The sequence below is a fragment of the Methanoculleus sp. DTU007 genome, assembly GCF_001512385.1.
GTDB lineage: Archaea > Halobacteriota > Methanomicrobia > Methanomicrobiales > Methanoculleaceae > Methanoculleus > Methanoculleus thermophilus.
Genome location: NZ_LFRO01000001.1, coordinates 1 through 23,964, shown reverse-complemented (window position 1 = coordinate 23,964; position 23,964 = coordinate 1). Strand labels below are relative to the sequence as shown.

24 protein-coding genes and 1 pseudogene are annotated in these 23,964 nt (G+C 62.2%); 14 read left to right on the top strand and 11 right to left on the bottom strand.

Annotation, left to right across the window (positions count from 1 at the left end):
• From ACI94_RS00125 to ACI94_RS00115, 3 genes and pseudogenes are all read right to left on the bottom strand, one after another.
• A pseudogene (locus ACI94_RS00125) lies at nt 1–260 on the bottom strand (histidine kinase); the annotation flags it as partial.
• A 268-nt stretch (nt 261–528) separates the two neighbouring features.
• On the bottom strand, nt 529–2,178 hold the full coding sequence (thsA, locus tag ACI94_RS00120; RefSeq protein ID WP_066955620.1) for a thermosome subunit alpha: 1,650 nt from the start codon (nt 2,176–2,178) through the stop codon (nt 529–531).
• A 54-nt stretch (nt 2,179–2,232) separates the two neighbouring features.
• Nucleotides 2,233–3,150 carry a transcriptional regulator gene (locus ACI94_RS00115; RefSeq protein ID WP_066955617.1) on the bottom strand — a complete coding sequence of 306 codons (918 nt, stop codon included), beginning with the start codon at nt 3,148–3,150 and terminating at the stop codon, nt 2,233–2,235.
• 48 nt (nt 3,151–3,198) lie between these two features.
• On the opposite strand from ACI94_RS00115, the gene ACI94_RS00110 reads away from it, so the two are divergent.
• The 5 genes from ACI94_RS00110 to ACI94_RS00090 all read left to right on the top strand — a co-directional run bounded on the left by ACI94_RS00110 (nt 3,199) and on the right by ACI94_RS00090 (nt 7,873).
• The gene (locus tag ACI94_RS00110) at nt 3,199–4,458 is read left to right on the top strand and encodes a tRNA(Ile)(2)-agmatinylcytidine synthase (RefSeq protein WP_066955614.1); all 1,260 of its coding nucleotides are present in this window, start codon (nt 3,199–3,201) and stop codon (nt 4,456–4,458) included.
• Nucleotides 4,459–4,940: 482 nt separating this feature from the next.
• Nucleotides 4,941–5,876 carry a deoxyhypusine synthase gene (locus ACI94_RS00105; protein WP_066955612.1) on the top strand — a complete coding sequence of 312 codons (936 nt, stop codon included), beginning with the start codon at nt 4,941–4,943 and terminating at the stop codon, nt 5,874–5,876.
• The gene (pyrF, locus tag ACI94_RS00100) at nt 5,873–6,508 is read left to right on the top strand and encodes an orotidine-5'-phosphate decarboxylase (RefSeq protein WP_066955608.1); all 636 of its coding nucleotides are present in this window, start codon (nt 5,873–5,875) and stop codon (nt 6,506–6,508) included. The genes ACI94_RS00105 and pyrF overlap by 4 nt, the downstream gene beginning before the upstream one ends.
• A gap of 115 nt (nt 6,509–6,623) precedes the next feature.
• Complete coding sequence (gene nrdD, locus ACI94_RS00095; RefSeq protein WP_066955605.1) at nt 6,624–6,986, top strand: anaerobic ribonucleoside-triphosphate reductase; 363 nt, start codon at nt 6,624–6,626, stop codon at nt 6,984–6,986.
• A complete protein-coding gene (locus tag ACI94_RS00090) occupies nt 6,983–7,873 on the top strand; it encodes an adenosylcobinamide amidohydrolase (RefSeq protein ID WP_066955602.1) in 891 nt (296 codons plus the stop codon). The genes nrdD and ACI94_RS00090 overlap by 4 nt, the downstream gene beginning before the upstream one ends.
• A gap of 2 nt (nt 7,874–7,875) precedes the next feature.
• Here the strand turns inward: ACI94_RS00090 and ACI94_RS00085 are convergent, their stop codons facing one another.
• On the bottom strand, nt 7,876–8,070 hold the full coding sequence (locus ACI94_RS00085; RefSeq protein WP_066955599.1) for a DUF1858 domain-containing protein: 195 nt from the start codon (nt 8,068–8,070) through the stop codon (nt 7,876–7,878).
• Between the two features lie 338 nt (nt 8,071–8,408).
• Here ACI94_RS00085 and ACI94_RS00080 point away from each other — a divergent pair, with 338 nt between their 5' ends.
• Both ACI94_RS00080 and ACI94_RS00075 read left to right on the top strand, forming a co-directional pair.
• The gene (locus ACI94_RS00080) at nt 8,409–9,635 is read left to right on the top strand and encodes a nucleotide-binding protein (protein WP_066955596.1); all 1,227 of its coding nucleotides are present in this window, start codon (nt 8,409–8,411) and stop codon (nt 9,633–9,635) included.
• Nucleotides 9,632–10,198, top strand: coding sequence for an RPA family protein (locus ACI94_RS00075; protein WP_066955593.1), 567 nt, complete (start codon nt 9,632–9,634; stop codon nt 10,196–10,198). Before ACI94_RS00080 ends, ACI94_RS00075 begins: the two co-directional genes overlap by 4 nt.
• 87 nt (nt 10,199–10,285) lie before the next feature.
• On the opposite strand, the gene ACI94_RS00070 is transcribed toward ACI94_RS00075, so the two are convergent.
• Complete coding sequence (locus tag ACI94_RS00070; RefSeq protein WP_150468753.1) at nt 10,286–10,717, bottom strand: hypothetical protein; 432 nt, start codon at nt 10,715–10,717, stop codon at nt 10,286–10,288.
• Between the two features lie 844 nt (nt 10,718–11,561).
• Here ACI94_RS00070 and ACI94_RS00065 point away from each other — a divergent pair.
• A complete protein-coding gene (locus ACI94_RS00065; protein ID WP_066955586.1) occupies nt 11,562–12,842 on the top strand; it encodes an erythromycin esterase family protein in 1,281 nt (426 codons plus the stop codon).
• Nucleotides 12,843–12,857: 15 nt separating this feature from the next.
• Here ACI94_RS00065 and ACI94_RS00060 read toward each other — a convergent pair whose 3' ends face one another.
• The 3 genes from ACI94_RS00060 to ACI94_RS00050 form a co-directional block, all read right to left on the bottom strand.
• Nucleotides 12,858–13,496: a recombinase family protein gene (locus ACI94_RS00060; protein ID WP_066955583.1), complete on the bottom strand. Its 639-nt coding sequence runs from the start codon at nt 13,494–13,496 to the stop codon at nt 12,858–12,860.
• Nucleotides 13,497–13,666: 170 nt separating this feature from the next.
• Complete coding sequence (gene ribB / locus ACI94_RS00055; protein ID WP_066955580.1) at nt 13,667–14,344, bottom strand: 3,4-dihydroxy-2-butanone-4-phosphate synthase; 678 nt, start codon at nt 14,342–14,344, stop codon at nt 13,667–13,669.
• Nucleotides 14,337–15,005, bottom strand: a complete 669-nt coding sequence (locus ACI94_RS00050; RefSeq protein WP_066956879.1) for a DUF120 domain-containing protein — start codon at nt 15,003–15,005, stop codon at nt 14,337–14,339. Before ACI94_RS00050 ends, ribB begins: the two co-directional genes overlap by 8 nt.
• A 121-nt stretch (nt 15,006–15,126) precedes the next feature.
• Here ACI94_RS00050 and ACI94_RS00045 point away from each other — a divergent pair, with 121 nt between their 5' ends.
• From ACI94_RS00045 to ACI94_RS00030, 4 genes are read left to right on the top strand one after another with little or no spacing between them, the layout of a single operon-like run.
• Nucleotides 15,127–15,837, top strand: coding sequence for a helix-turn-helix domain-containing protein (locus ACI94_RS00045; RefSeq protein ID WP_066955578.1), 711 nt, complete (start codon nt 15,127–15,129; stop codon nt 15,835–15,837).
• The gene (locus tag ACI94_RS00040) at nt 15,831–16,883 is read left to right on the top strand and encodes a hydroxymethylglutaryl-CoA synthase (protein ID WP_066955575.1); all 1,053 of its coding nucleotides are present in this window, start codon (nt 15,831–15,833) and stop codon (nt 16,881–16,883) included. Before ACI94_RS00045 ends, ACI94_RS00040 begins: the two co-directional genes overlap by 7 nt.
• The gene (locus tag ACI94_RS00035) at nt 16,880–18,040 is read left to right on the top strand and encodes a thiolase domain-containing protein (RefSeq protein ID WP_066955572.1); all 1,161 of its coding nucleotides are present in this window, start codon (nt 16,880–16,882) and stop codon (nt 18,038–18,040) included. The genes ACI94_RS00040 and ACI94_RS00035 overlap by 4 nt, the downstream gene beginning before the upstream one ends.
• A gap of 2 nt (nt 18,041–18,042) precedes the next feature.
• A complete protein-coding gene (locus ACI94_RS00030; protein ID WP_066955569.1) occupies nt 18,043–18,435 on the top strand; it encodes a Zn-ribbon domain-containing OB-fold protein in 393 nt (130 codons plus the stop codon).
• Between the two features lie 532 nt (nt 18,436–18,967).
• Here the strand turns inward: ACI94_RS00030 and ACI94_RS00025 are convergent.
• Nucleotides 18,968–19,882 (bottom strand): class I SAM-dependent methyltransferase family protein, encoded by a 915-nt coding sequence (locus tag ACI94_RS00025; protein ID WP_150468759.1) that lies wholly within the window; start codon nt 19,880–19,882, stop codon nt 18,968–18,970.
• Between the two features lie 43 nt (nt 19,883–19,925).
• Here ACI94_RS00025 and hmgA point away from each other — a divergent pair, with 43 nt between their 5' ends.
• Nucleotides 19,926–21,134: a hydroxymethylglutaryl-CoA reductase (NADPH) gene (gene hmgA, locus ACI94_RS00020; RefSeq protein WP_066955566.1), complete on the top strand. Its 1,209-nt coding sequence runs from the start codon at nt 19,926–19,928 to the stop codon at nt 21,132–21,134.
• A gap of 185 nt (nt 21,135–21,319) precedes the next feature.
• Here hmgA and rimI read toward each other — a convergent pair whose 3' ends face one another.
• Entirely contained in the window at nt 21,320–21,784 is a 465-nt protein-coding gene (gene rimI / locus ACI94_RS00015; RefSeq protein WP_066955563.1) for a ribosomal protein S18-alanine N-acetyltransferase, read from the bottom strand.
• Nucleotides 21,785–21,872: 88 nt separating this feature from the next.
• Between rimI and ACI94_RS00010 the strand changes: the two genes are divergently transcribed.
• Nucleotides 21,873–23,138 carry a DUF1015 domain-containing protein gene (locus ACI94_RS00010; protein ID WP_066955560.1) on the top strand — a complete coding sequence of 422 codons (1,266 nt, stop codon included), beginning with the start codon at nt 21,873–21,875 and terminating at the stop codon, nt 23,136–23,138.
• A 173-nt stretch (nt 23,139–23,311) separates the two neighbouring features.
• Here ACI94_RS00010 and ACI94_RS00005 read toward each other — a convergent pair whose 3' ends face one another.
• The gene (locus tag ACI94_RS00005; protein WP_066955559.1) at nt 23,312–23,953 is read right to left on the bottom strand and encodes an FmdE family protein; all 642 of its coding nucleotides are present in this window, start codon (nt 23,951–23,953) and stop codon (nt 23,312–23,314) included.
• Between the last annotated feature and the right edge of the window lie 11 nt (nt 23,954–23,964).

Genomic DNA, 23,964 nt, shown 5'->3' with positions numbered 1-23,964 from the left:
GGGCCGAACCCTTCCTCCAGCCGGCGGTCAAGGGTGTTATCGAAGAGTTTTAACCCCGTATCCACCAGGGCCATCGAGAGGACGATACCGGTCTCGGCCTGATCCTGGAACTCGTCCGCGTTCTCTTCAAGTTCCCGGGCGGTCCCCACATAATCGACGACCGAGATCAGGCAGACGACGGGAGCCGTCACGAGAAGGATGGCGAGCAGCAGATAGACGCTGAGCGGGAGTGCTGGCCACTTCACCCCCTCTCTCGCCATCAGATCCTCCCTCCGCTCCTCATTGTCCGATCGCCTGAACCAGAATTGTCAGAACAGAGAAGTACACCTTCAGGTATTTAGCATAACCGATTTTTTCTACAAATGGGCATTTTTTATGGACTTATTTCGCCATAGAATCTCTCTTAGGTGAGATACTAGGATATCAGGCGGAATGGCGTCGAGAAAGAATGAACAAACCGGGCAAAAAAGAGAGGACCCCGGGGCCGGATCCCGGCCGGGGCGATATCGTGCGGGATGGTAGGGTAGGTTACATCGGGGGCATGCCGCCCATGCCACCCATGTCACCCATATCCTCCGCTCCCGGAGCGGGTGCAGAGGACTTGGATGCGGCGATGACGTCGTCGATCCGGAGGATCATAATGGCGGCCTCGGCAGCGCTCGAGACTGCCTGAGTCTTCACCCGCAGGGGTTCGACGACGCCGGCCTTGAGCATGTCGCCAGAGGCGGCGTTGAAGACGTCAAGTCCCATGTACTTCGCGTTCGCGCCGCCCTTCTCGTGGGATGCGCGGAGTGCGACAAGCATGTCGATCGGGTCGAGACCCGCGTTCTCGGCAAGCGTCCTCGGGATGATCTCGAGCGCGTTTGCAAATGCCTCGATGGCGAGCTGGGCACGGCCGCCGACGGTCGCGGCGTACTCGCGGAGCCGCAGCGAGAGCTCGATCTCGGGTGCACCGCCGCCGGCGACGAACTTCTTGTCTTCAACGGCAACACTGACGACCCGGAGGGCATCCTCAATGGCACGGTCAAGCTCGTCGACGACGTGCTCGGTGCCGCCGCGGATGATGATCGAGACGGCCTTCGGGTTCTCGCACTCGGTGACGAAGATCATCTCTTCGCCGGATACCTTCTTCTCCTCGACGGTGCCGGCCTTACCGAGTTCCTCGGGGGCGATGGCGTCGATGGAGCTGACGATTGCCGCACCGGTGGCACGGGCGAGCTTCTCCATGTCGCTCTTCTTGACGCGCCGGACGGCGAGGATGCCAGCCTTGGCGAGGTAGTGCTGGGCGATGTCGTCGATGCCCTTCTGGCAGAAGAGGACGTTTGCACCGGAGGCAACGATCTTGTCGACGATACCCCGGATCATGCGCTCCTCTTCGTCGAGGAACATCTGGAGCTGGTCGGGGCTCGTGATGCTGATCTCGGCGTCGACCTCGGTCTTCTTGAACTCGACGGCGGCGTTCAGGAGCAGGATCTTTGCGTCCTTGACGATGCGGGGCATCGCGGGGTGGACACGCTCCTTGTCGATGATCATGCCCTCGACGATCTCGGAGTCCTCGATGGACCCGCCGACCCTCTTCTCGACCTTCACATACTCGGTGTCAACAGTGCCGTCGGCGTCGGCGACCATCGTGACCGCCTTGACGACGAGCTCGGTGAGCTTCTCCTTTGCAGCCTCGGCGCCCTTGCCGGTCATGGCGGTCTCGGCGAGCTTCTTGAGCATCTCAATATCGTCGGGCTTGATGTCGATGGCGATCTCGTTAAGGATATCCTGCGCCTTGTCGGCTGCGATCCGGTAACCGTGAGCGATGACCGTGGGGTGCACGTCCTGGTCAAGGAGGTCCTCGGCCCGCTTCAGGAGCTCACCAGCGATCACCACGGCAGACGTGGTCCCATCGCCGACCTCGTCGTCCTGGGTCTTGGCGATCTCGACCATCATCTTCGCGGCGGGGTGCTCGATATCCATCTCCTTTAAGATGGTCACACCGTCGTTTGTGATGACGACATCACCGATGGTGTCGACGAGCATCTTGTCCATACCCTTGGGACCGAGAGTCGTCCGTACAGCGCTTGCAACAGCCTTTGCGGCAGCGATGTTGCCGGACTGTGCGTCACGGCCGCGGGTACGCTGGCTACCCTCTTTCAGAATAAGGATTGGTTGTCCTCCAAGACTTGACATAGGTATCACCGTTGTTAAGCGATAGAAAGGTAGGTTTGTAGTTCTATATATATTTTATTGCATACCAATCATATCTATGAGTTCTGAGCCGTCTTCGAGGGTGCGGAGATGCTCTTCCCCGATAAGGAGAGTTCTGCCGATTTTTTTCTGCTTTTTGTAATCAGTGACGACGCACATCGCAAATGTCTCCGTGATCTGGGAGATATTCCCGATAAGAGAAGCGCGCTTGACGACTTTCTGCGAGGTGCCGTATGCCGTCAGGATCTTGTGCCGTTCAAATATCGCCAGCGCCTGGAAAGGAGCCTGCCGCATCGCGTGGATCTCCATGCCCATGCGTTCAAGGTCGGAAAGAACGGCGCCGGTCGGGGATTCCTGTCGTTTCTCGGGTTCCGCGGACCGGTAACCGACAAGATCGATCGCCTCGACGAGCGGGGCGCTGAAGAGTTCCTCAAGCCGTATTGCGACATCGAGCGTCGTCCCCATACCGCTCTCATACTTGCTGATGGTCCGACGGGAGACGCCGAGGTGGGAGGCGAGGTCTCCAAGCGACATCTGGGAGCGCTCCCGCACCTCGCGCAGGAGGTCGCCATTGATCTTCACGTAGAGGCCGCCGGGGGAGGCATAGACCATCGGGGCGATACCTTCCGTGAAGTAGTCGTAGAGCGTCGCGGGGCTGATGGCATAGAGGCCGTAACGGATGTAGATGACGCCCCGCTCAAGTTCGGAATCACGCGCCCGCTCCCCGACGATGAGCGGGGTCGCCCCGAGGTGCGTGGCGATCACGTCCAGATCCCAGGCGATATCGGCGGTGACGCTGTCGATGTGAGGGGCCACTTTGATGATGACGAGGGTGTCGCCTTTCTTCGCGATAAGGTCAAAGCTCCGTGGACGAATGTTGCATCGCTCCGAGACGTCGAAGCCCGCAAGGAGCATGATGCTGATGACCATCTGAGGGAGGCGATCCTGCGACATAACCCTTAAGAATCGATATAGCCGGAGAATGATATAAATTGTAGGGTTATGTGGATCGGGATCGACGATACGGATTCTCCCGCCGGAATGTGCACCACCTACATCGGGGCGGTTCTCGTGCGGCGGCTCAAAGAGAGAGGGATGCGCGTCCGCAACACCCGGCTGATCCGGTTAAATCCGAACGTCATCCACAAGACCCGCGGGAACGCGGCGATCGCCATCGAGGTCGATGGTGACCCGGAGGAGGCCTTCGCCCTCACCTGCGCTTGCGTTGAAGCGCTTGCGGAGTTCGACGACCCAAGGACCAATCCCGGGGTGGTGGTCTCTCGCGTCCGGCCGCCGCCGGACTTCTACTACGCGGCGCTCCGGGACTACTGCACCGTTGAGGAGGCGATCGAGGTCCTCGAGTCGGTCGGAGCCCGTTACCGAGGCTACAAGAACCGGCGCGGACTCATCGGTGCAACGGCCGCGATTGCAAGCGATCTTTCCGATCTCACCTACGAACTCCTCGCGTATCGGAGACGGGAGGCGTGGGGGACGCCCCGAAAGGTCGACCGCCAAAGCCTCTTCTACGCCGAGGAGCGGACGTACCCCCATACCTGGGACACGGTGGACCGGGAGAATGCCGTGGTGGTCGGCGTGCCCCACACCCCCGACCCGGTCCTCTTCGGGATCCGCGGGGAGAGCCCGGCATGGGTCAGGGAAGCCCGATCGTTCATCCGGTCGGAGGAGACGGCCTGCGAGCAGGTCTATGCCACCAACCAGGGGACGGACGCCCACCTGATCCCGGAGGTGATCGGGGCCCTCCGGGAGGGGCGGTCCTACCTGGTACGGGGGACGGTCGCCGGGAATCCGACGACCGGTCCCGGCGGCCATGTCTCCTTCCTCCTTGCCGATAGTAGCGGCGAGGTCCGCTGCATGGCCTACGAGCCGACCAAGGGGTTCCGGAACGTTGTGCGGCAGCTCGTTCCCGGAGATGTAGTGGCCGTGGCCGGGAGTTACAAGGGCGGAAGCATCAACCTTGAGAAACTCGGGATCGCCTGTCTCGCCGAGGCGGTCAGGATCCACCCGCCGGTCTGTCCGGCCTGTGAAAAACGAATGACGAGCGCAGGTACCGGGAAGGGTTACAAGTGCCGCATCTGTGGGGCCCGGAGCAGGGAGCCCGAGGTCGAGCACCTTGAGCGAAGCCTCCGGCCGGGGTGGTATGAGGTCCCGCCCACTGCACGCCGGCACCTTGCCCGGCCGCTGGTGCGTGGAATCCCCGCATGGGAGGAGGCCTATCTTCAGGCCGGCCAGGAGTGCAGGTGACCGGTAGAGGGGGTTAGTCAACTAAACAAACTTTACAAAAAAAGATTTATAACGTTTGTGAATTAACTAATCTCTGGTGATCCCGTGCCGACTATTTGCGGCGAATATGTACGTCCTCTGGCCTGTCCGCCGATCACGGTGCCACCCATGGCAGGCAGGATCCAGAAACAGGCTGTACGGGTTCGTAGCCAAGTACGCACGGAACGAAGACGAAAGTAGCCCCCTGGATGCTCATTTCGTTTCCGGCCCGAAAGTCCGCTCTAGAGGGCCCGGGAAGACCGGACCCTGACACGGTAGGACGAATGGGATCATCCCGTGTCGAACAACCAGTCATCCCCTGTCTGGCGGTGAAAACCCGGTGCCACGGGTTCCCGTAAACTATCTTTTTTTAACTCCCCCCGCGAACCAGGACCGGACTCCGAAAGACGATCTATTATCGTGCATGACCGCCAACAATCTCATAAGACTGGTGTAACAGTATCATGACCTTCAAGTATGGGGATGCAGTACAACAGGCGCGGGTCCGCCCCGGCATGACAGTCGGGGAACTTGTCAACGAACTCGGGAAAGCCGGAGCCTACAACGGGGGATCCCTGTGGCAGGCGGTCAACATCTACGAGCGGATGCTTCGCGACGACGAAGCACTGAAGTTCTTCGGTCTCTCGGGCGCGATGGTGCCCGGGGGGATGGGCGGGATCGTCGCCGACCTCATCAGACGGGGGCATATCGATATCCTGGTCTCGACGGGAGCAAACCTCACCCACGACGTCATCGAGGCGATCGGCTGCCACCACTACCACGGGACCGCCGACGTCTCCGACACCGAGCTCTGCGAGGAGGGAGTCAACCGGATCTATGATATATTCCTCCCGAACGAGGCATTCATCAGGTTTGAGGAGTTTCTGCAGGAGACCTACTCTTCCATCCCGGAGGGCTCAACGATCTCCATCACCGACCTCCTTAGACTGATCGGGAGCCGGCTCAAGACCGGGATCCTTGCCGAGGCGGCAAAGGCCGGAGTGCCGGTCTACTGCCCGGCGATCCAGGACTCGATGATCGGGCTGCAGTACTGGCTCTTTTCCCAGACGCACAAGGTCACTGTCAGTGCGTTCGCCGATATGCCGGGACTGCTTGACCGGTGCTTTGAGGCCAAGCGGGCAGGCGCAATCCTCGTCGGCGGCGGGGTCCCGAAGAACTACATCCTGCAGAGCAAACTGATGACCGAGAGCGGATTTGACTACGCGGTCCAGCTCACCGGCGACCGGCCGGACCTCGGCGGCCTCTCGGGCGCAACGCTCGATGAAGCACGGTCCTGGGGCAAACTCACCAGAGAGGCGACCGCGGTCACGGTTTATGGGGATGCGACAATCACCCTGCCGCTCCTCGTGGCCGCAACCCTCGAGAGGCTGGAAGGATGACCGAACTCATCCTCTCCCTCGACGTCCTCGACAAAACCGAGGCGTGCGCGATCGCGAAGTCCTGTGCACCCTATATCGACGCGATCAAGGTCGGCTACCCCCTCGTCCTCGCGACCGGACTCTCGATCGTTCGGGATCTCGCCGACCTCGGCCTCCCGCTCATCGCCGACTTCAAGGTCGCGGATATTCCGAACACCAACCGCCTCATCTGCGAAGCGGTCTTTTCGGCCGGGTTCGACGCCGTGATCGCCCACGGGTTCGTGGGGCCCGATGCGGCACGGACCTGTGTCGAGGTGGCGCACAGCCACGGCGGGGCCGCCTATATCGTCGCGGAGATGAGTCACCCCGGGGCGACCGAGTTCTTCCACGGCGGGGTGGCCGAGCGGATCGCGGAACTTGCCGTCGCCGTCCGGGCCGACGGGATCATCGCTCCCGCAACCCGCCCCGAGCGGATCGTCCGGCTCCGCGAGATCATCGGCAAAAAGACAATCTACTCCCCTGGCGTGGGGGCCCAGGGCGGCGACCCCGACGCGGTGGCCCGGCTGGTCGACGGGATCATCGTGGGGAGGAGCATCTACGCGGCAGAGGACCCGGCGGCCGAAGCCGAGCGTCTCTCCCGCATCCGCCGGTGATGAGCTCTCCGTTCTGATCCCTTTGGGGAGATGACGAACCCTATGAGTGGCCTGAGGCGGATGCGGGCCGCCCCGCATCTAAAGGGCTATATATTCTCCTGCAGATACTGATCTCATGGACTGGAGCCCTGAGCAACTCAAATTAGTTGAAAAATACCATAGCCTCGCAGAAATCCCGGAGAAGGAGCGGCGATACAAGTGCCACACATGCCACTTCGTCGTGGACGAGACGCCATGTCCCCACTGCGGCGAGACGGCACTTGAGATCATGTGCCCGCTCGACCACTGTGACTGCCACCACTCGATCGTCGAGAGCATTGATTACTGCCCGCTCTGCGGCCATGCCGTCTGCCCGGAGTGCGGGAGCCACGACGTCGTCCAGATCAGCAGAGTCACCGGATATCTCCAGGACGTTGCGGGCTGGAACGCGGGCAAACAGCAGGAATTAAAAGACCGCGTCCGCTACACCGTCGCATGAGATACTTTCTCGAGAACAATACTCTTTTTATCCGCGGCCGGTTCCGGGCAGCGAGCACCGGGGTCAACGGGGGGCTGGCCGACGTCACGACGATCGTAAACCACACTGTGCCGCACAACTTCGAGGGTGATCCGTCGCGTCACCTCGAACTCCTCGCCGCCCGGCACGGTATCTTTAATGACTTCTTCGGTCTCCTGACCGCCGTCGATATGCGCCACCTCTGTGTGCTCCAGTACGACTTCATCACGGTCTTCATCACCGCCGGGATAACGAACCCGACGCTGAACGATGACCCGAAAACCCCCCACACCATCAATATCATCGTCTACAGTCAGGAGGGGATGCGGGATGCGACGCTCCTTGAATCGATCATCACCGCGACCGGGGCGAAGGCCCAGGCGCTCCACAACCTGGGCCATGACTTCCCGGGGACCACGACGGATGCGGTCGTCGTCGCCTGCGAGCGCGATGCCGCAATCACCCATACCTATGCCGGGACCCTGACCGAGGTCGGCCGGCGGGTCCATGCGGCCGTCCTCTACGGTCTTCCCGAGGCTCTCGCGCGGCAGCAGGGGAAGGTCCGGCGGAGCGGGCCGTCGTTCTTCATCTACAGCCGCTACGGCGGGGAGCACTGGGTGGAGTGGAAAAAAGAGGACTGTCCCTACTATCCCTGTCATTTTGCGGGCCAGCGGTGCGACTACTGCTACTGTCCGTGCTACCCCTGCAGGGACGAAGAACTCGGGGAATGGGTCGAGAGTTTGAGCGGCGGTAACGTCTGGGCGTGCACACGATGCACGCTCCTGCACCAGCCCGAGATCGCAGACTATGTGAGAAGAAATCCCGAGGCCACTCTCGCTGAACTCAAGCGCCTCCGGGAAAAAATATAATTTTACGACTCGGCGATGCCGAGAGCGGAGAGCATCTCTTCGAGAGGGACACCGTGCGCCTGGGCAGCCTCCCGGATCGTCTCGTTGTTTGCGATGGCACAGCCAAGGCAACCCATTCCGAACCGGAAGAGAACCTGTGCTGCATCGGGCTTCTCCCGAAGGAGGTCCGCGATTGTACTGTCCGCATTCAATGCCATGCAGCTGATGTTGTCCCTGCCCCTATTTATACGTTAAAGAGCGGGCGAAAAGATCCATCAATTCGCCCGCGTGCTGTTGAGTGACACGCTTAAAGACCCTGGCCGGGAATAGCAATCCACCTGTGCCCCGGATAACCCAATCGTTCGATAACAACCCGGGTTTCCCGTAGACCGGCTGCACGCATGATGCAGTATTTCAGATTGACCGCCACACCTTGCGCTTTCGCCCGCTCGCGGGCACCTCCAGGGCGATGGTACCGGGGTGACGTTCATTTTCACACCACGCACCGATACTTAATACACCCGGGAGGCGAAAGTACAGACTGGAGATGTAAGGAATGAATCTTTCCGAAGTTACAGAGAGAATCTCCCAGAAACTTGAAGCAAAAGGCGCACACCCCGATCGACAAAAGATCGAGTCACGCCTCCGCCGCCTCGTCGAGGAGTTCGGCGTCAACATCGCCGAGGCCGAACGGACGGTGACGGCCGATCTCGCCCGTGAACACAACGTCACCGGTATCGGGAGCAACTCTTCAGAGCTCCGCCCGATAAACGAGATCGTCCCCGGTGAGTGGGTGACACTCGAGGGGAAGATCGTTGCCCTGACCCCGCCGCTATCCCCCTCGATCGCCCAGACGGGGATCATTGCCGACTCGAGCGGCGCCATTCGTTTCATCACCTGGTCTCGAGCGAACGCACCCGCGATGGAGTACGGTCACTGGTACCGGATCGAATCCGCGGTCGTCGATGAGTACAAAGGTGCCCCGAACCTGAAGATCCACTCGGGCACCACGATCACCCGGATGGAGAAGGATGCTCCGCTCCTCCCCTCAATCACACCCATCGCCGAGCTGAAGCCCGGCGTCGGGAGCGTGCGGGCCAAGGTCGTCCAGGACTGGGAAGTCACCCACGACCGGATGCTCCAGACGGGGCTTCTTGGCGATGAGACCGGGACCATCAAGTTCGTCGTCTGGAAGGAAGAAGGCAAAGAGAAACTTGATCTCGATGCCGTCTACAACATCTTCTACGCCACCGTCGACGAGTACAACGGCAGGCTCTCCCTCACCTTAAACACCGCGATGTACATCACCGACGAAGGCGATATCGAGGTCGGACGAAACGAGACCGAGATCCTGGGGGCCCTCGTCCATATCGCTCCCGGCTCGGGCTTAATCAAGCGCTGCCCGGTCGAGGGGTGCAACCGGACCCTCTCCCGGCAGAACTACTGTCCGGTCCACGAGATCCAGCCCGAATTCCGCTACGACCTCCGCCTGAAGGGAGTCCTGGACGACGGTATCCGCGCTCGAAACGTCCTGATGCAGCGCGAGATCGTCGAGGCCCTCACGGGGATCACCCTTGAAGAAGCCATCAGGATCGCCGAGACGAACCCGCTCGGCATGGACGAGATCTTTTACCGGATCAGAAATGCGGTTCTTGGACGCTATTACACCTGCACGGGGAACGAGTTCGGCGGCAGGCTGCTTGTGAACTCCTGCACCCCGATGCGGTTCGAGCCCGCGGAACTGGCTGCACTTTTGAACCGCGCCGGGGGTGAGGCAGCATGAAGCCCCAGAGCGCATTCGAGCGCGAACCGGCCCGCAGGGTCTTTGCATCCGAGCTCCGCGAGACCCGCTACCAGTTCAAGGACGGGGACGACGAGAAGAGCCCAACCTACGTCATCCTCCCGACCGGCATCCGGAGCAACCGGATCTTCATCGTCGGAACCCTCACGGAGAAGCAGCGGCAGGGAGACCAGAACATCTACTACCGCGGGCGGGTGGTCGACCCGACAGGCACCTTCTTCATCATGGCCGGGTCCTACCAGCCCGAGGCGATGCAGCAGCTCGCCCGGATCGAGCCGCCCGCGTTCGTTGCCGTCGTCGGAAAACCGAACCTCTACACGACCCCGGACGGGGCCTGCCTGGTCTCGGTCCGTGTGGAGTCGATCGCGGTCGTGGACCGCGAGACCCGCGACCTCTGGGTCCTGGATACCGCCCGCGAGACCCTGGACCGGCTTGATGCCTTCGGAACGACCGAGGACTCCCGGAAAGCCCAGGAAGAATACGGGACCCAGCCGGATCACTATAGAAAGATCGTCTACGACGCCCTCACACAGGTTCAACTGTAGAGGCACGCTCTACCTCCGAACAATCCTTTTTTTTGCGGGACCGCCCGCATCTGTTCCCGGTATCCAAAAAAGATGGACTCTCTTCGCTTACAGCCTGAAGACGAAGAGGTTCCAGAAGTTGACCCACCACGTCAGCATGATAAGCCCGATGACGACAAGGCTGTAGTGCACCCGGTGCCATACGGACCAGTAGCGCCGTCTCCAGACCGGGACGGCAAGGGCGGCGGCCACAGCCGATAAGATCACAGCAATGACCGGGAAGGTCATGACTGCACTCAGGGCCAGAGGAACCGTCCGGTCATGCATGTACGAATCGATAAGCGCCGCATCGGCCATCACCCCGGGGAGGAGGACGAGCACGAAGACGACGAAGAGCAGGGCGGCCGCTCCGGCAACCAGGCGGGCATACACGGGGAGGCCAGTATCGCGTTCATCCCGGGCAACACCGTAGACTCCCCGGAATACGGCCATGAGCGGCCAGACGAGAGCCGTCAGGAGAATCGCAAGGCCAACATTCATCACCCCGTCGGTGAACGGCCTGGTCGCATACCACGGCACCCGCTCGTACGCGAAGAAAGGCAGGTTTTCGTAACAGAGGAAGTCTACAGTGCCCTGCCCGTCCTCGCTAAAGATCAGGTTCCCGTACTGTGTCCCCGGACGGGGCCTGCCTGGTTTCAGTCCGCGTGGAGTCGATCGCGGTCGTGGACCGCGAGACTCCGGCTCGACGCCTCCTTCGGAACGACCGAGGACTCCCGGAAGGCAAAGGAGGAATACGGGAGCCTAGGTCCGCGTTCTGTGAAGTTTTCCGCATCTCGCGTAGGGTAGTGCTCGCGTTCGCTTTCACTCGCGCCTCAAACGGTCCGTCCTTTCAGAACATCTTGAAACGTGCTGGTACCCTGTGGATACACCTGGCACGGATTCCATGGGGATATCGAGTTAGGGGGGTGGGGCTGACGGGGAGTGCGACTGACCGGAGGTCAGGAGCTTGAGAAACTCGAAGAGTTTCGAGGAACGAAGGGCGGAACGCCCTGAGTTCGAGCACCGGTAGGTGCGAGTTGCGACGTTCCGCAGGACCGGAGCTCGAGCACCGGTAGGTGCGAGGGGGCTTGCCCCCTCCCCCCCAGACGCGATGCCCAGTGGGAATCCGTGCATGGGTCTCATCTCGGTTTACAGTGTTAACAGCGTTATTGTGAACAGAAGGTCGCCCCTGAACACCTCTCCCGGGAGGAGAACCCAAGAACGAAAGGTGCCGATCACCAACGACACGGCCCCGGCCCAAAGCACCATCCCCACCCACCAACCTAAAAATACCCCCACCACCCACGCTCATAGCAACACGAAACCCCACCGGAGGAGCACCCCCATGCCGTACCCGACCCACGCAACCCTCACCGACTGGATCGCCCGCGAAGCGGCCCCGTTCTCCCTTGATCCGTCAGACTCCTTCAATGCCGCCGTCGATAGGATGATGGCCGCGCTCGGCGGCTCCGTGGACCTCCTCGTCCTCCGCAACCGGCTCTTTATGCGGCTCGTGGAGGCGCACGGGTATACCGCCATCGCCGTCGAGAGCAGCTTCCCCCGGGGGCGGCTGGTGGACGACTACGTGGCCGGCCGCGGCCCGGCATCCTATGAGGATGTAATGGAAGAGGGGTTCAGCCACGGCTTCGGCCGGCTCGACGCGAACCGGGACCTCGTCGAGTGGATGCGGGCCTACAACGCCGATCCAGCCCACCGTACGAAACTCCGGTTCTACGGCTTTGATACGCCGACCGAGTTCGGCGGCAGCGATAGCCCGCGCCAGCTCCTGGAGTTCGTCCTCGATTACCTGACCTCGGTCGATAGCGCCGCAGGCAGAGCATTCCGCGATCGGATCGAGCCTCTCATCGGCCGGGATGCCGACTGGGAAGACCCCGCGACGGTCTTTGACCCGACAAAGTCGATCGGCCGATCTTTGGCGGCGAAGGAGCTCCGGGTCGCAACCGAAGACCTCATCGCGGACCTCCAGAGACGCCGCCCCGATCTCGTGGCGCTCGCCGGAAGCGACCGCTTCCGGGAGGTGATGCACTATGCGGCGTCCGCACGGTGGCTGCTTTCCTACCACGCCGGGCTCGCCGATACGTCGGACGACCGGGTCTCAAGGCTTCTAGGGATGCGCGACGCGATGATGGCGGAGAACCTCGCCTACATCCTCTCCCGCGAACGCGGCCGGGAAGGAAAGGTGCTCGCCTTCGCGCATAACGAGCACCTCCGGCGAGGGAAGGCGGAGTGGCGATGGGGCGCCAACCTCTGGAGGTGGTCCCCGGCGGGAGCGCACCTCGATGCGATCCTCGGGCCGCGCTACGCCCTCATCGGGTCGGGTGTGGGGGTCTCGGACGCAAACGGCATCGGCCGGCCCGAGCCCGGCACACTTGAGGACCTTCTCACCGCCGCCCCGGGGCCGGGACGGTTCATCCCGACACACCGGGGCGAGGGACTGCCCGCCGGGGCAGTCGCGACTCTCCCCACCCGTTCGGGCAGCAAGAAGAATCCAGGCTACTTCCCGCTCACCCCGCAGAGTCTCGTCGAGTTCGACTGGCTCGCGGTCCTCGACTCGACGGGGTATGCCCGGGGAGGGCCGCCGCTCCCGGAGTACAATACGACCTAACAAAAAAGAAGGGAGTTACTCTTCCGACTTCCGCTGTCCCCCTTTCCACTCCCCTTTCAGTTCAGGGAAGTCGGCGAGGATCTTGCTGACCGTGCTCCTGCTGACATCGAACATCCGGCAGATCTGGCTGATGCTCGTCCCGGCCTGCCGCAGCGCGAGGAGCGCCTCGACCTGACCATCATTGAGGGCTCTCGGCCTCCCTATCGGCCGCTTACCGGCAGCCTTCGTCTTCTTCGAGGCAGGAGGAGCGGCTTTTTTAGCGTTCTCCCGGTACTGGTCCATATACTCGATGAAGTTGCCGATGGCCTCCCGGCGGAGTTCTGGCTCGTCCCGGAACCCAATAAAGTCGTTATTCACGCAGTAGACGGTGTACTGGTCGTTCAACGCCCTGAGGGTTGCCAGCCCCGTGTCCATGTCCCGGGCAAGGCTTGCAAGATCGTAGATGATAATATGGGAGCAGTTATTGGCGGCGCAGAACTCCAGCATCTCCGTAAATCCCTTCCGTTTCTCAGGGGGCGTTGCATTTGCCCGGTGATCGTGGAAGAGACGGACGATCCGAAAGCGGTATTTACAATAACTCTCAACCTCCGCCGTCTGCGCTGCCAGATCTCCCTTTTTTTTCGTATTCAAGTATGCCACGGCATCTTTTTTCATCCGTTTATGGTGCCGTATAATCGTATATATTGTTTTTGAAAAAGTGCAAGGAATGCTATTTCCCGGCAGAGCAAAAGAGTTTGTGTGGATTTTTGCTACCTGCCGCCGATGTGTAAAAATGGTCGGCGCGACAGATTATGTATGCGGGTATCGGAGATCGAAAGAAGTGTTCATTTCCCCGACTTCCACGACTCCCACCGGTCGAGGACCTCCTGGCCCTCGACGAAGACGAGCCCATGCTTCTCGGCGTAGGCCTTTGCACCCTCCTTGGAGAGGGCAAACCCCGTCTCGTCGTCCAGCATCTCGCAGATCGTGACCGCCGGGGTGATCCCCGCCATGCACGCAAGCGCGATCGAGAGTTCGGTCTGGCCGTGCCGCTCATCAAGCAGCCGATCGGCGGCCCGGAGAAGCGCCATATGCCCAGGCGTCCGGAAGTGTGCGGCAAAGTTGTGCCCGCCGCCGTTGAGCGACTTCCTCACCTCCTCTGCGATGGCCGTGACCGTCAGGGCGCGGTCCCGATCGGTGATCCCGGTGTAGGTATCCCGGTGGTTCACCCAGAGCGAGAACGACGAGTGGTTCTTGGGATCATAGGGGACCTCGCCGTCCTTCTCGACGAGGCTGCAGGACCGCAGGACGTCGTAGGCGAACGGCAGGCCGAGCCGCTTTGCGGCCTCAGGGTGGATCGCGGTGCAGATCAACCCGCCGCCGTCTTTGCGCATCTGCCGGATATGGGCAGGTGTGACCGCATCGGACCGGATCGCGAAGTCGGTCTCGCGTTCGCGGTTGTCAAAGTCGTAGAGCAGGATGAACTCGCCCCTTGCGAGGGCCTGTATGGCTGCATCAATCATGGGTTATCTCCACCTCGATCGTATCGTTATCGTTCAGGTTCAGGGCTTTGCGGAGCTGGCACGCGGCAATCACCTCGATGATGTCACTTGGGTAGTGAGTGCGGGAGGGTTCGACGATCGCGCATTTGTGACCGCGGATCCGGCAGGGGAGGAGCCGGGCACCGCCGAAGGTCCGTTCATCGGCCGTAAACCCGGGGACCACGATCCACCCGACATGGTCAAGGTGCTTGCGGACTTCGGTGCTCGTCGCATCGAGTTTGATATTCAGGGTCCCGGGGAAGGGTTCGAACCCCAGATACTTGCCGAAGTGCTCCTTGTAGTGAGGGAGACTCATGTAGTAGCGGCCTTCGCCAAGGCCGCTGATCACCGTCCCGGCGAGGACGTACTGTCTCTGCTCGGGATTGAAGATCCTCACGTAATCAGCATACTCACGCCTCAGCACCTGCTCGCCCTCACGGGTGATGGCGACGTACTGGCCGTCTGGCTTCATGGACCGGATGACAAACTGCTGCCGCTCAAGCGCGATCAGCCGCCGCGAGGCGGTCTGGGGGCTGATGCCCAGTTCATTTCCAAGCGACTGCGACGAGAGCCAGATCGGGCCCCGGCACCCCCCGAGGAGGGCGATCGTCTTTAGGGACTGCAGGTCTTCCGCTTCAACCATCATATCAGAATTGAGATGCATACTATATATGGATTATGCAGCGATCGCTGTCCGACGATTTTCGTGAAATGTCGAAATCCAATACGCTAATTTTTTAAGCCGGAGTGATAACAGTACCTGCATGAAATCCGGAGTGCGGCATCAACTTGCCGAGAAAATGGCAGGGGAGATCACACTTTCGGACTCACCGGGTCAGGCCTTGAAGAAGTGGCGGCAGAGTTTCAACATCCCTCCGGGGGTGCTCGCCGAGCGTCTCGAGGTCTCGCCCTCAGTTATCAGTGACTACGAGAGCGGACGGCGAAAGAGTCCGGGAACAGCCATCGTCGGCAAGATTGTCGATGCGATCCTCTCGATCGACGAGGACAACGGTGGCCGATACATCAACAAATTTGCAAAAATCCTGTACACCGATTTCGACGAAGATGTCATCTACGACATCCACGAGTACGCCTCTCCGATAGGCCTCCCGGAGTTTGCCGAAGTTATCGGCGCCGTCACACTCTGCGGCCCGATGGACCAGACCATCTACGGGTATACGGTGATAAACAGCCTCAATGCGATCCTTCAACTCTCTTCAAGCGAGTTCAACCGCATCTACGGCTGGAGCACGGAGCGTGCTCTCATCTTCACCGAGGTCTCGACCGGGAAGTCTCCCATGGTGGCGATCCGGGTCACCCCCTTCAAGCCCCGTTGCGTGGTGCTGCAGGGCATCACCCCGGAAGAGGTGCACCCGCTGATACCCGGTCTTGCGGAGCGGGACCGGATCACGGTGCTCTGTACCACGATGGATGTTGAGACGATCATCAGTTCACTACGAGGAAAGTTATGGTAGGCATTTACTCATACGGCGTCTACATCCCGCGCTACCGGATTAAAGTCCAGGAGATCGCGCGGATCTGGGGCGCCAACGCAGACGATATCATGCGGGGTCTTGGCGTCTTTGAGAAGTCCGTCCCCGATCTCGATGAAGATACCGCGACCATCGCCGTCGAGGCGGCCCGTGCCGCGCTCCGGAGGAGAACCATCGACACGGAGGCAGTCGGCGCCATCTACGTGGGCAGCGAGTCTCACCCCTACGCGGTCAAGCCGACGGCCTGTACAGTCGGCGAGGCGATCGGGGCGACCCCGAACATGACCGCCGCCGACTACGAGTTCGCGTGCAAGGCAGGAACCGCCGGTATCCAGACCTGTATGGGGCTTGTGAAGAGCGGCATGATCCCGTTCGGGATCGCGATAGGTGCGGACGTGGCCCAGGGTGCTCCCGGGGACGCGCTCGAGTACACGGCGGCGGCCGGCGGGGCTGCGTTCGTCATCGGCGAGGGGGAGACCATCGCCGAGATCAACCAGACCTGCTCGTTCACCACCGACACGCCCGACTTCTGGCGCCGGGAGGGGCAGAGCTACCCCCGCCACGGCGGACGGTTCACGGGTGATCCCGGCTACTTCAAGCACGTCCAGGGCGCCGCCCGGCTGATGTTCGAGCGGGCGGGGACAAGCCCGAAGGACTACGACTACGCCGTCTTCCACCAGCCGAACGCCAAGTTCCCGCAGCGGGTGGCAAAGCTGCTCGGGTTCACGGACGAGCAGATCAAGCCGGGCCTCGTTGTCCCGAGGCTCGGGAACACCTACTCGGGGGCATCGATGATCGGGCTTGCGGCGACGCTGGATGTGGCAAAACCGGGTGACCGGATCTTCGTGACCTCGTTCGGGTCCGGGGCCGGGAGCGACGCATTCGATATCACCGTCACCGACGTGATCGAGTCGGAGGCGTTCAACCGCGCGGCGGCGCCGACCGTCGAGCAGCTGCTCGCCAACCCGACCTACCTGGACTATGCACTGTATGCCAAACACAAAGGAAAGATCGTGATGCAGAGATGAGAGACGTAGCAGTAATCGGCATTGGGTGCACGGAGTTCGGGGAGCACTGGAGCACCTCGTTCCGCGACCTCTTTGTGAAGGCCGGGACGCTGGCACTTGAGGACGCCGGGATCTCCGGCGAAGAGATCGACGCACTCTATGTAGGGAATATGAGCGCCGGGCGGTTCGTGGAGCAGGAGCACATCGGGGCCCTGATCGCGGACTATGCGGGCCTCGCAACGAAGAACATCCCCTCGACCAGGGTTGAGGCGGCCTGCGCCTCCGGCGGGCTTGCCTTCCGGCAGGCGGTGATCGCGGTCGCAAGCGGTATGGAGGATGTCGTGGTCGCGGCAGGCGTCGAGAAGATGACCGATGTCGGGACCGGGGCGAGCGTGGATATGCTCGCGAGCGCCGCGGACCGCGAGTGGGAGGGGTTCGTGGGAGCGACCTTCCCCGGCCTGTATGCAATGATCGCAAACGACTACATGCACCGCTATCCCCTCACTCGCGAGCAGCTTGCCATGGTTGCGGTGAAGAACCACGAGAACGGCGCAAGGAACCCGATCGCCCAGTTCAAGAACCGGATCACGGTCGACACGGTCCTCTCCTCCTCGCTCGTGGCCGACCCCTTGAGGCTCTTCGACTGCTCGCCGATCACCGACGGTGCGGCGGCGGTCGTCGTGGTGCCGCTTGAGCGTGCCCACGAGTTCACCGATTCGCCGGTCAAGGTGCTTGCGAGCGCCCAGGCGAGCGACACCATCGCGCTCCACGACCGGCGGGACATCTCGACCCTGGACGCCACCGTGGCGGCAGGCAAGCGGGCGTTTGCCCAGGCAAAGCTCACCCCGAAGGATATCGATATGCTCGAGGTCCACGACTGCTTCACGATCGCCGAGATCTGCGCGATCGAGGACCTCGGCTTCTGCAAGAAGGGCGAGGCGGGGAGGCTCACCGAGGAAGGGGCAACGGCCCTCGGCGGGGAGATTCCGGTAAACACGAGCGGCGGCCTGAAGGCCTGCGGCCACCCGGTCGGTGCGACGGGGATCAAGCAGATCTGCGAGGTCGTCACGCAGCTGCGCGGTGAGGCCGGCGCACGGCAGGTGGATGCGGAGATCGGCATGGCTCACAACGTCGGCGGCACCGGCGCGACGGTCGTCGTGCACATCCTGGGGGCGTAAGAATGTCGGTATCACGGTTCTGGAGAAAGATTCCGCAGCGGTATAACCTGGTCGGGACGCAGTGTACGACCTGCGGGCGGTATTTCTTCCCGCCGCGGTCACTCTGCCCCGACTGCCGGCGGAGCGGCAAGATCGTCGACCACAAGTTCAAGGGCGAAGGAACGGTCGTCACCTACACGGTGATCCGGTCGGCAAGCGACCAGTTCGAGCACACGACCCCCTACGTCCTCGCGATCGTCGAGCTCGACGAGGGCCCGCGGCTCACGACCCAGATCGCCTGCAACCCCGAGGAAGTAAAGATCGGGATGCGCGTAAAAAGCGTCTTCCGCCGGGTGACGGCCGACGGCGAGAGCGGCGTCATCCACTACGGCACGAAGTTCGTGCCGGTGGAGTAACTCCAAACAAAAACCCCCTTTGTAACTCCAAACCCTAACCCCCCATTGTAACTCCAAACACAACCCCCGTGTGAGTTGACTGGGTCTCCGGCGCCGAGCGCCGGAGGTCCGATCACGCTCTATACCCCCTATTTTTCGTGATGTGAAGATCTGTGGGGAGGTATCGGGAAAGAAGGGCTCCAGAGGGCTGTTCTTCAAACATACTACTCCCCGGACCGACCCGGACCCACCAAATTGCAGACGGAAAACAATCCTCATGATGGAAAAATCCGGTACACTGGACCGTGGGGGTATCGCACTTGGGGGGTGGGGCCCCTGTCCCCTCCCCCCTGCAATGCGATGCCCAGTGGGAATCCATGCCAAGTGTAGTCACAAGGAAAGCAGACCAAGAAGAGCAGAAACTCGAGCACAGCATTCAAAGATTGGAGCAATTGACGTTCGAGCGCTCCAATGGTGCACAATCCCCACGGAACCTGTGGACGTAACCAGTCCCCCGGTCCCTATTGTAGGCCAAACCCCCCACCCAGCCCTCTTACTTCTCCACCACAACATCATACACCGCGTGCCACTTCCCCGGGGAGTAGGTCCGAACCTGCCGCTCGACGACCTCGCCGCCGGTGACCTCCCGGATCCGGGGGAGGAACTCGCCCTCGCGCTCCTCGAGCGCGTAGAGGTGGATCGTCCCGCCGTCCCGGCAGAGGGCGACGGCCGCCGGGAGGAACTCCGCCGCGGCGAAGGGGAGGTTCATGATGATCCGGTCGAAGGGTTTGAATCCAAGTCGGGGGAGGTGGGCGGCATCGGCGAGCATCGGGATGACGTTCTTTGCGCGGTTGAGCGCGATATTTTCGACCATGAGGTGGACGGCGGCGGGGTTGAGGTCCGCGGCGACGACGAGGGCGGCCTTCTGGGCGAGGGTGATCGCAAACGGCCCGACGCCGGCGAACATATCGAGCACCCACTCCCCTTCCTCCATCATCCCGAGGACCCGCTGCCGCTCGGTCGAGAGCCGGGCCGAGAAGTAGGCGTGGGCGAGGTCCACGTCAAAACGGAGCCCATACTCCGTCACCCGGGTCCGGGTGGTCGGGGTCCCGGCGAGAACCGAGAACCGGCGGGTGCGGTACTCCCCCTCGACGGGCGTCTCGGGGAAGAGGACCGTCGTGACCGAGGGCCGGGAGGAGAGCAGCCGCTCGGCGCCCTCGGGATCGTTCTCCTGCAAAATAGCGATCCCGCCGACGAGCTCGTGACGCGGGAGGTCGAGGCGTTCCGGCACGGCCTCGACCTCGCAGAGGACGGCCCCGGGGATCTCCTCCGCCACCGGGAGCAGGATGGCGTCTCCCTCCGGGCGCGGCTTGTAGCGCCGGTCGAGGATCCCCTCCTCAAGCAGGCGGCGCCGTGTCGCTTCAGCCTCTCGTTTCGGTACCGCAAGGCACCACTGTCTCCCTCGCACGCTGACCACCAGCCATCTATAGATATGGAATCTCATACTATTCATGGATGATTACATCGGGAGACTGAGAGAGGGCTCCCTCAAACTCTATGCACTCGAAAAAGAGCTCCCGCCGGAGGAGGCGGTCCGGGTGCGGCGGGCGTTCATCGAGGCCGAGACCGGCACCTCCCTCGCCAAGGTCGGGTCGTTCTCCATCGGGATCGACCGGGTCGTGAAGCGCAACATCGAGAACATGATCGGGACGGTCCAGGTGCCGCTCGGGGTCGCGGGGCCGCTCCGGGTGAAGGGGGAGTACGCCGACGGGTCCTACTACCTCCCCCTCGCGACGACTGAGGGGGCGCTCGTCGCCTCGGTGAACCGCGGCTGCTCGCTCATCACCCGGGCCGGGGGTGCGGACGTGCGGATCGTGCGAGACGGGATGACCCGGGCGCCGGTCTTTGCCGCCCGCGACGTCGTCCACGCCCGCGAGGTGATGGCCTGGGTGGAGAGCCACACCGAAGAGATCCGCGAGGCTGCGGAGAGCACCACAAAGCACGGGAAACTCTCCGAGGTCGTCACTTACGTTGCCGGGACAAGCGTCTTCGTCCGGCTCGAGTTCGACACCAAGGACGCCATGGGGATGAACATGGCAACGATCGCAGGCCAGAAGGTCGGCGAACTGATCGAGCGGGAGACGGGCGCACGGCTCATCGCCACGTCCGGGAATATGTGCACCGACAAAAAACCGGCCGCGATCAACCTGATCCGCGGCCGGGGCAAGACCGTGGTCGCGGGGGTGCGGCTCACCGACGCGATGGTCGCCGACCTCTTAAAGACCGATACGGAGACGCTCATTGAGGCGAACTACAGGAAGAACCTCGTCGGCTCGGCCCGGGCGGGCTCGTTCGGGTTCAACGCCCATGCGGCGAACGTCGTCGCCGCCACGTTCATCGCCTGCGGGCAGGACCCCGCCCACGTCGTCGAGGGGAGCACCGCGATCACCACCGTCGACCGGGTGGACGGCGGGGTCTACGTCTCGGTCACCCTCCCCTCCCTCCCCGTCGGGACGGTCGGCGGCGGCACCGGGGTCGATACCCAGCAGGAGTGCCTCGCGATGCTCGGGGTCGCCGGGGGCGGGGATCCGCCGGGGACCAACGCAAAGGCGTTTGCCGAGATCGTCGCCGCCGGGGTCCTCGCCGGAGAACTCTCCCTCCTCGGCGCCCTCGCGGCCCAACACCTCGCACGGGCCCACCAGGAGCACGGGCGGGGGTGACGGGACCGGGCCCACGATACCATTTAAGGGGACGAAAACGCAGCCTCTATAAGAGGGCCGCAAGACCAAATAGCCAGATCCGGGAGTAGAGAGAGCCTGGAGCGAGAACTCCCGCTCCTGCCCTCTGATCACTCACCTTCACGCCGTTCCGGCTCCCATGCTCCGGTTCTACGAACCGCCGAGCCCTAGAACCTGAACCACTTCATCATCACCAGGGCATCCTCATCGTTTGCATAGTAGGCGGCGATCTGGAAGACCTCCCGGTAGCCGAGGCGACGGTAGAACTCCTGCGCCCCGGTATTGGAGATCCTGACCTCGAGCTGCACCCCGCTCGCACCGAGGATGACGTACTCCCGCTCCAGGCGGCGGATGAGTTGCCACCCGATCCCCTTGCGGCGGTATTCCGGGGCGACCGCGAGGTTCATAACATGTCCGTAAACCTCTTCTCCGGTATCCTCGATACCCCCGGAGACAAACCCAGCGAGGTCTCCATTATTCCTCGCCACAAAGAACGTCTCGGGGTAGGCTGCAAGCGCCTCCCGGAACGTCCTCTCATCCCAGGGATCGACGAACGATACCCTCTCGAGTGCGCAGATCTCTGGAATATCAGTGGGTTGTGCTCGCCGAATATTGACCTGCAGCGACATCATAGTGAACAACGGGCGTTCTCATGTGGAGCGCCCTACCTAATATAGTGTCAGGCACCAAAATAGTAGGCACATACGAGTGGCGGTATTCATGGTCCAGATATATCGTTTCGCAGCTGTCCGCCCTGAGCGGCAATACTCCCAGGATATCCCCTCCGTCCCCTACGACGTGGTGACGGCGGCCGAGGCGCGGGAGTGTATCGAGAAGAACCCCCTCAGTTTCCTCCGGGTCAGCCGGCCCGATGCCGAGCTCCCCGACCTCCCCCCGAACGACGACCGGGTCTACCAGCGGGCCCGGGAGATCTTTGATGAGATGCTTTCAGACGGCAAGTTCCAGCGGGACGCAGAGCCCGGGATGTACGTCTACCGGGCCGTCCAGGACGGCGAGGAGTTCGTCGGGCTGGTCTGCTGCGTGGCAACGGAGGACTACGAGAACCGGACGATCCGGCGGCACGAACTCACCCGGTACGATAAGGAAGAGGATCGGACCCGGCATATCGATGTCGTCGGTGCGAACACCGGGCTCGTCTTCCTGCTCTACCGCGACCCGGGGGAGATCGCGTCTTGCGTCCATTCCATCACGGAGGCTGCAGAGCCCGACGGGAGCACCACGACCGCATCAGGTGTACTCCACGAGATCTACCGGGTCACCGACGATGAGACGCTCTCCCGCCTTGAAGACCTCTTTTCGGCCGTCCCCGCGCTCTATATTGCAGACGGCCACCACCGGGCCAAGTCGGCGGTCAACGTGGCCGAACGCCGCCGGGACTCCGGCCGGTTCACCGAAGAGGCCGGGAAGTTCATGGTGGTCCTCTTCGCCCACGACCGGGTCCGCATCCACGGCTACAGCCGGCTCGTCACCGATCTCGGCAACTACACCTTCCCCGGTCTTGTCGACGCACTCTTGAATGCAGGCTGGGACGTCCGGCCCTACGGGAAGGTCGACGCCTCCGGTTACCAGATCCCGCCGCTCGCCGCCAATGATGCACCGATGCATGTGATGCACTTCTACATCAAAGGAACCTGGTATGAGGTCTCAAAGCCCGTCGCCGACCCGGACGACCTGATCGGGTCGCTTGACGTCTCGGTGCTGCAGAAGGAGATCCTTGAGGGGATGCTCGGGATCGCCGACCCCCGGGGAGACCCCCGTCTCCACTACATGGGCGGGGCGAAACCCCTCTCCTCCCTCGAGCGGCTCGTGGATTCCGGCGAGTACGCCCTCGCGATAGCGATGCAGCCGGTCCGCGTCGAGACGGTGCTTGCAATCGCCGATGCGGACGGGGTCATGCCCCCGAAGTCCACCTGGTTCGAGCCGAAACTCCTCTCAGGGCTGGTCATCCACACCATCGACGAATAAATCCGGATCACTTTTTAACCCTCTTTTTTGCCCGATCATCGCCGATGAGGAAGCCCACGATCGGTGTCCGGAAAGGGCTCGTGAACGCGCTCATCCGCAGCTCAAGGCCGCGGGGGCTTGAGGATATCCCCAAGATCCCTTTCGCAAAAATTGTGCGGTGAGAGGTTTTCGCCTCACCAGCGGCGGGTGTACTCCCGCGAGCAGGCGTAGCAGACGAGCTCTCCGTCCTCGACCCGGATTCGGGACTCAGCAGTCATCTCGCCGCACTTTGCGCACGGGATCGACCGAAATATCCGTGCCCGCTCGGGGATCTCGACATCGACGTTTCGGATCGTAAAGAGGGTCTCTGCAGGTGTCTCAAGGATTGCGTCGACGACCCGGCGGATTCGTTCGTGGAACTCGGCGCGCTCCGCCTCGGTTGCCTGGCCCTGCATCACCCGGGCCCTGAGCGGTGCGAGATCGGGATCGAGCGCGTCGATATCGAACGAGGGGTTTGCCGCCACCCGAACGGCCTCGCCGGTCTTTCGGTTGATGAACGTGAAGGCATGTTTGCCGTGGTCTTTGAAGAAGAGGTTTCCTTTGCCGACGGTGCAGCCGGTGATCACCTGGATGGCGTCGACGCCGCAGGCATCGGTCTCGGTGATGACGACGAGCTCTTCGTCCTCTGAGCGGCCGGACCGGAGGCGCTCAAGGGCGACCTCCGCCGCCCGGTAGCCCGTTGCAAGGCCGGGGCAGATGTGGCCGTGGAATGCGGCTGCCTCGGCGAACCGGTCATGCGCTTCTCCTGATCTCCCGGAGGGTTTGGTATTACACATATGCTTACCTT

Bases quoted from the DNA above. Each gene is read 5' to 3' on its own strand.
- thsA (WP_066955620.1), bottom strand. From the start codon at position 2,178: ATGTCAAGTCTTGGAGGACAACCAATCCTTATTCTGAAAGAGGGTAGC.
- ACI94_RS00115 (WP_066955617.1), bottom strand. From the start codon at position 3,150: ATGTCGCAGGATCGCCTCCCTCAGATGGTCATCAGCATCATGCTCCTT.
- ACI94_RS00110 (WP_066955614.1), top strand. From the start codon at position 3,199: ATGTGGATCGGGATCGACGATACGGATTCTCCCGCCGGAATGTGCACC.
- ACI94_RS00105 (WP_066955612.1), top strand. From the start codon at position 4,941: ATGACCTTCAAGTATGGGGATGCAGTACAACAGGCGCGGGTCCGCCCC.
- pyrF (WP_066955608.1), top strand. From the start codon at position 5,873: ATGACCGAACTCATCCTCTCCCTCGACGTCCTCGACAAAACCGAGGCG.
- nrdD (WP_066955605.1), top strand. From the start codon at position 6,624: ATGGACTGGAGCCCTGAGCAACTCAAATTAGTTGAAAAATACCATAGC.
- ACI94_RS00090 (WP_066955602.1), top strand. From the start codon at position 6,983: ATGAGATACTTTCTCGAGAACAATACTCTTTTTATCCGCGGCCGGTTC.
- ACI94_RS00085 (WP_066955599.1), bottom strand. From the start codon at position 8,070: ATGGCATTGAATGCGGACAGTACAATCGCGGACCTCCTTCGGGAGAAG.
- ACI94_RS00080 (WP_066955596.1), top strand. From the start codon at position 8,409: ATGAATCTTTCCGAAGTTACAGAGAGAATCTCCCAGAAACTTGAAGCA.
- ACI94_RS00075 (WP_066955593.1), top strand. From the start codon at position 9,632: ATGAAGCCCCAGAGCGCATTCGAGCGCGAACCGGCCCGCAGGGTCTTT.
- ACI94_RS00070 (WP_150468753.1), bottom strand. From the start codon at position 10,717: ATGAATGTTGGCCTTGCGATTCTCCTGACGGCTCTCGTCTGGCCGCTC.
- ACI94_RS00065 (WP_066955586.1), top strand. From the start codon at position 11,562: ATGCCGTACCCGACCCACGCAACCCTCACCGACTGGATCGCCCGCGAA.
- ACI94_RS00060 (WP_066955583.1), bottom strand. From the start codon at position 13,496: ATGAAAAAAGATGCCGTGGCATACTTGAATACGAAAAAAAAGGGAGAT.
- ribB (WP_066955580.1), bottom strand. From the start codon at position 14,344: ATGATTGATGCAGCCATACAGGCCCTCGCAAGGGGCGAGTTCATCCTG.
- ACI94_RS00050 (WP_066956879.1), bottom strand. From the start codon at position 15,005: ATGGTTGAAGCGGAAGACCTGCAGTCCCTAAAGACGATCGCCCTCCTC.
- ACI94_RS00045 (WP_066955578.1), top strand. From the start codon at position 15,127: ATGAAATCCGGAGTGCGGCATCAACTTGCCGAGAAAATGGCAGGGGAG.
- ACI94_RS00040 (WP_066955575.1), top strand. From the start codon at position 15,831: ATGGTAGGCATTTACTCATACGGCGTCTACATCCCGCGCTACCGGATT.
- ACI94_RS00035 (WP_066955572.1), top strand. From the start codon at position 16,880: ATGAGAGACGTAGCAGTAATCGGCATTGGGTGCACGGAGTTCGGGGAG.
- ACI94_RS00030 (WP_066955569.1), top strand. From the start codon at position 18,043: ATGTCGGTATCACGGTTCTGGAGAAAGATTCCGCAGCGGTATAACCTG.
- hmgA (WP_066955566.1), top strand. From the start codon at position 19,926: ATGGATGATTACATCGGGAGACTGAGAGAGGGCTCCCTCAAACTCTAT.
- rimI (WP_066955563.1), bottom strand. From the start codon at position 21,784: ATGATGTCGCTGCAGGTCAATATTCGGCGAGCACAACCCACTGATATT.
- ACI94_RS00010 (WP_066955560.1), top strand. From the start codon at position 21,873: ATGGTCCAGATATATCGTTTCGCAGCTGTCCGCCCTGAGCGGCAATAC.
- ACI94_RS00005 (WP_066955559.1), bottom strand. From the start codon at position 23,953: ATGTGTAATACCAAACCCTCCGGGAGATCAGGAGAAGCGCATGACCGG.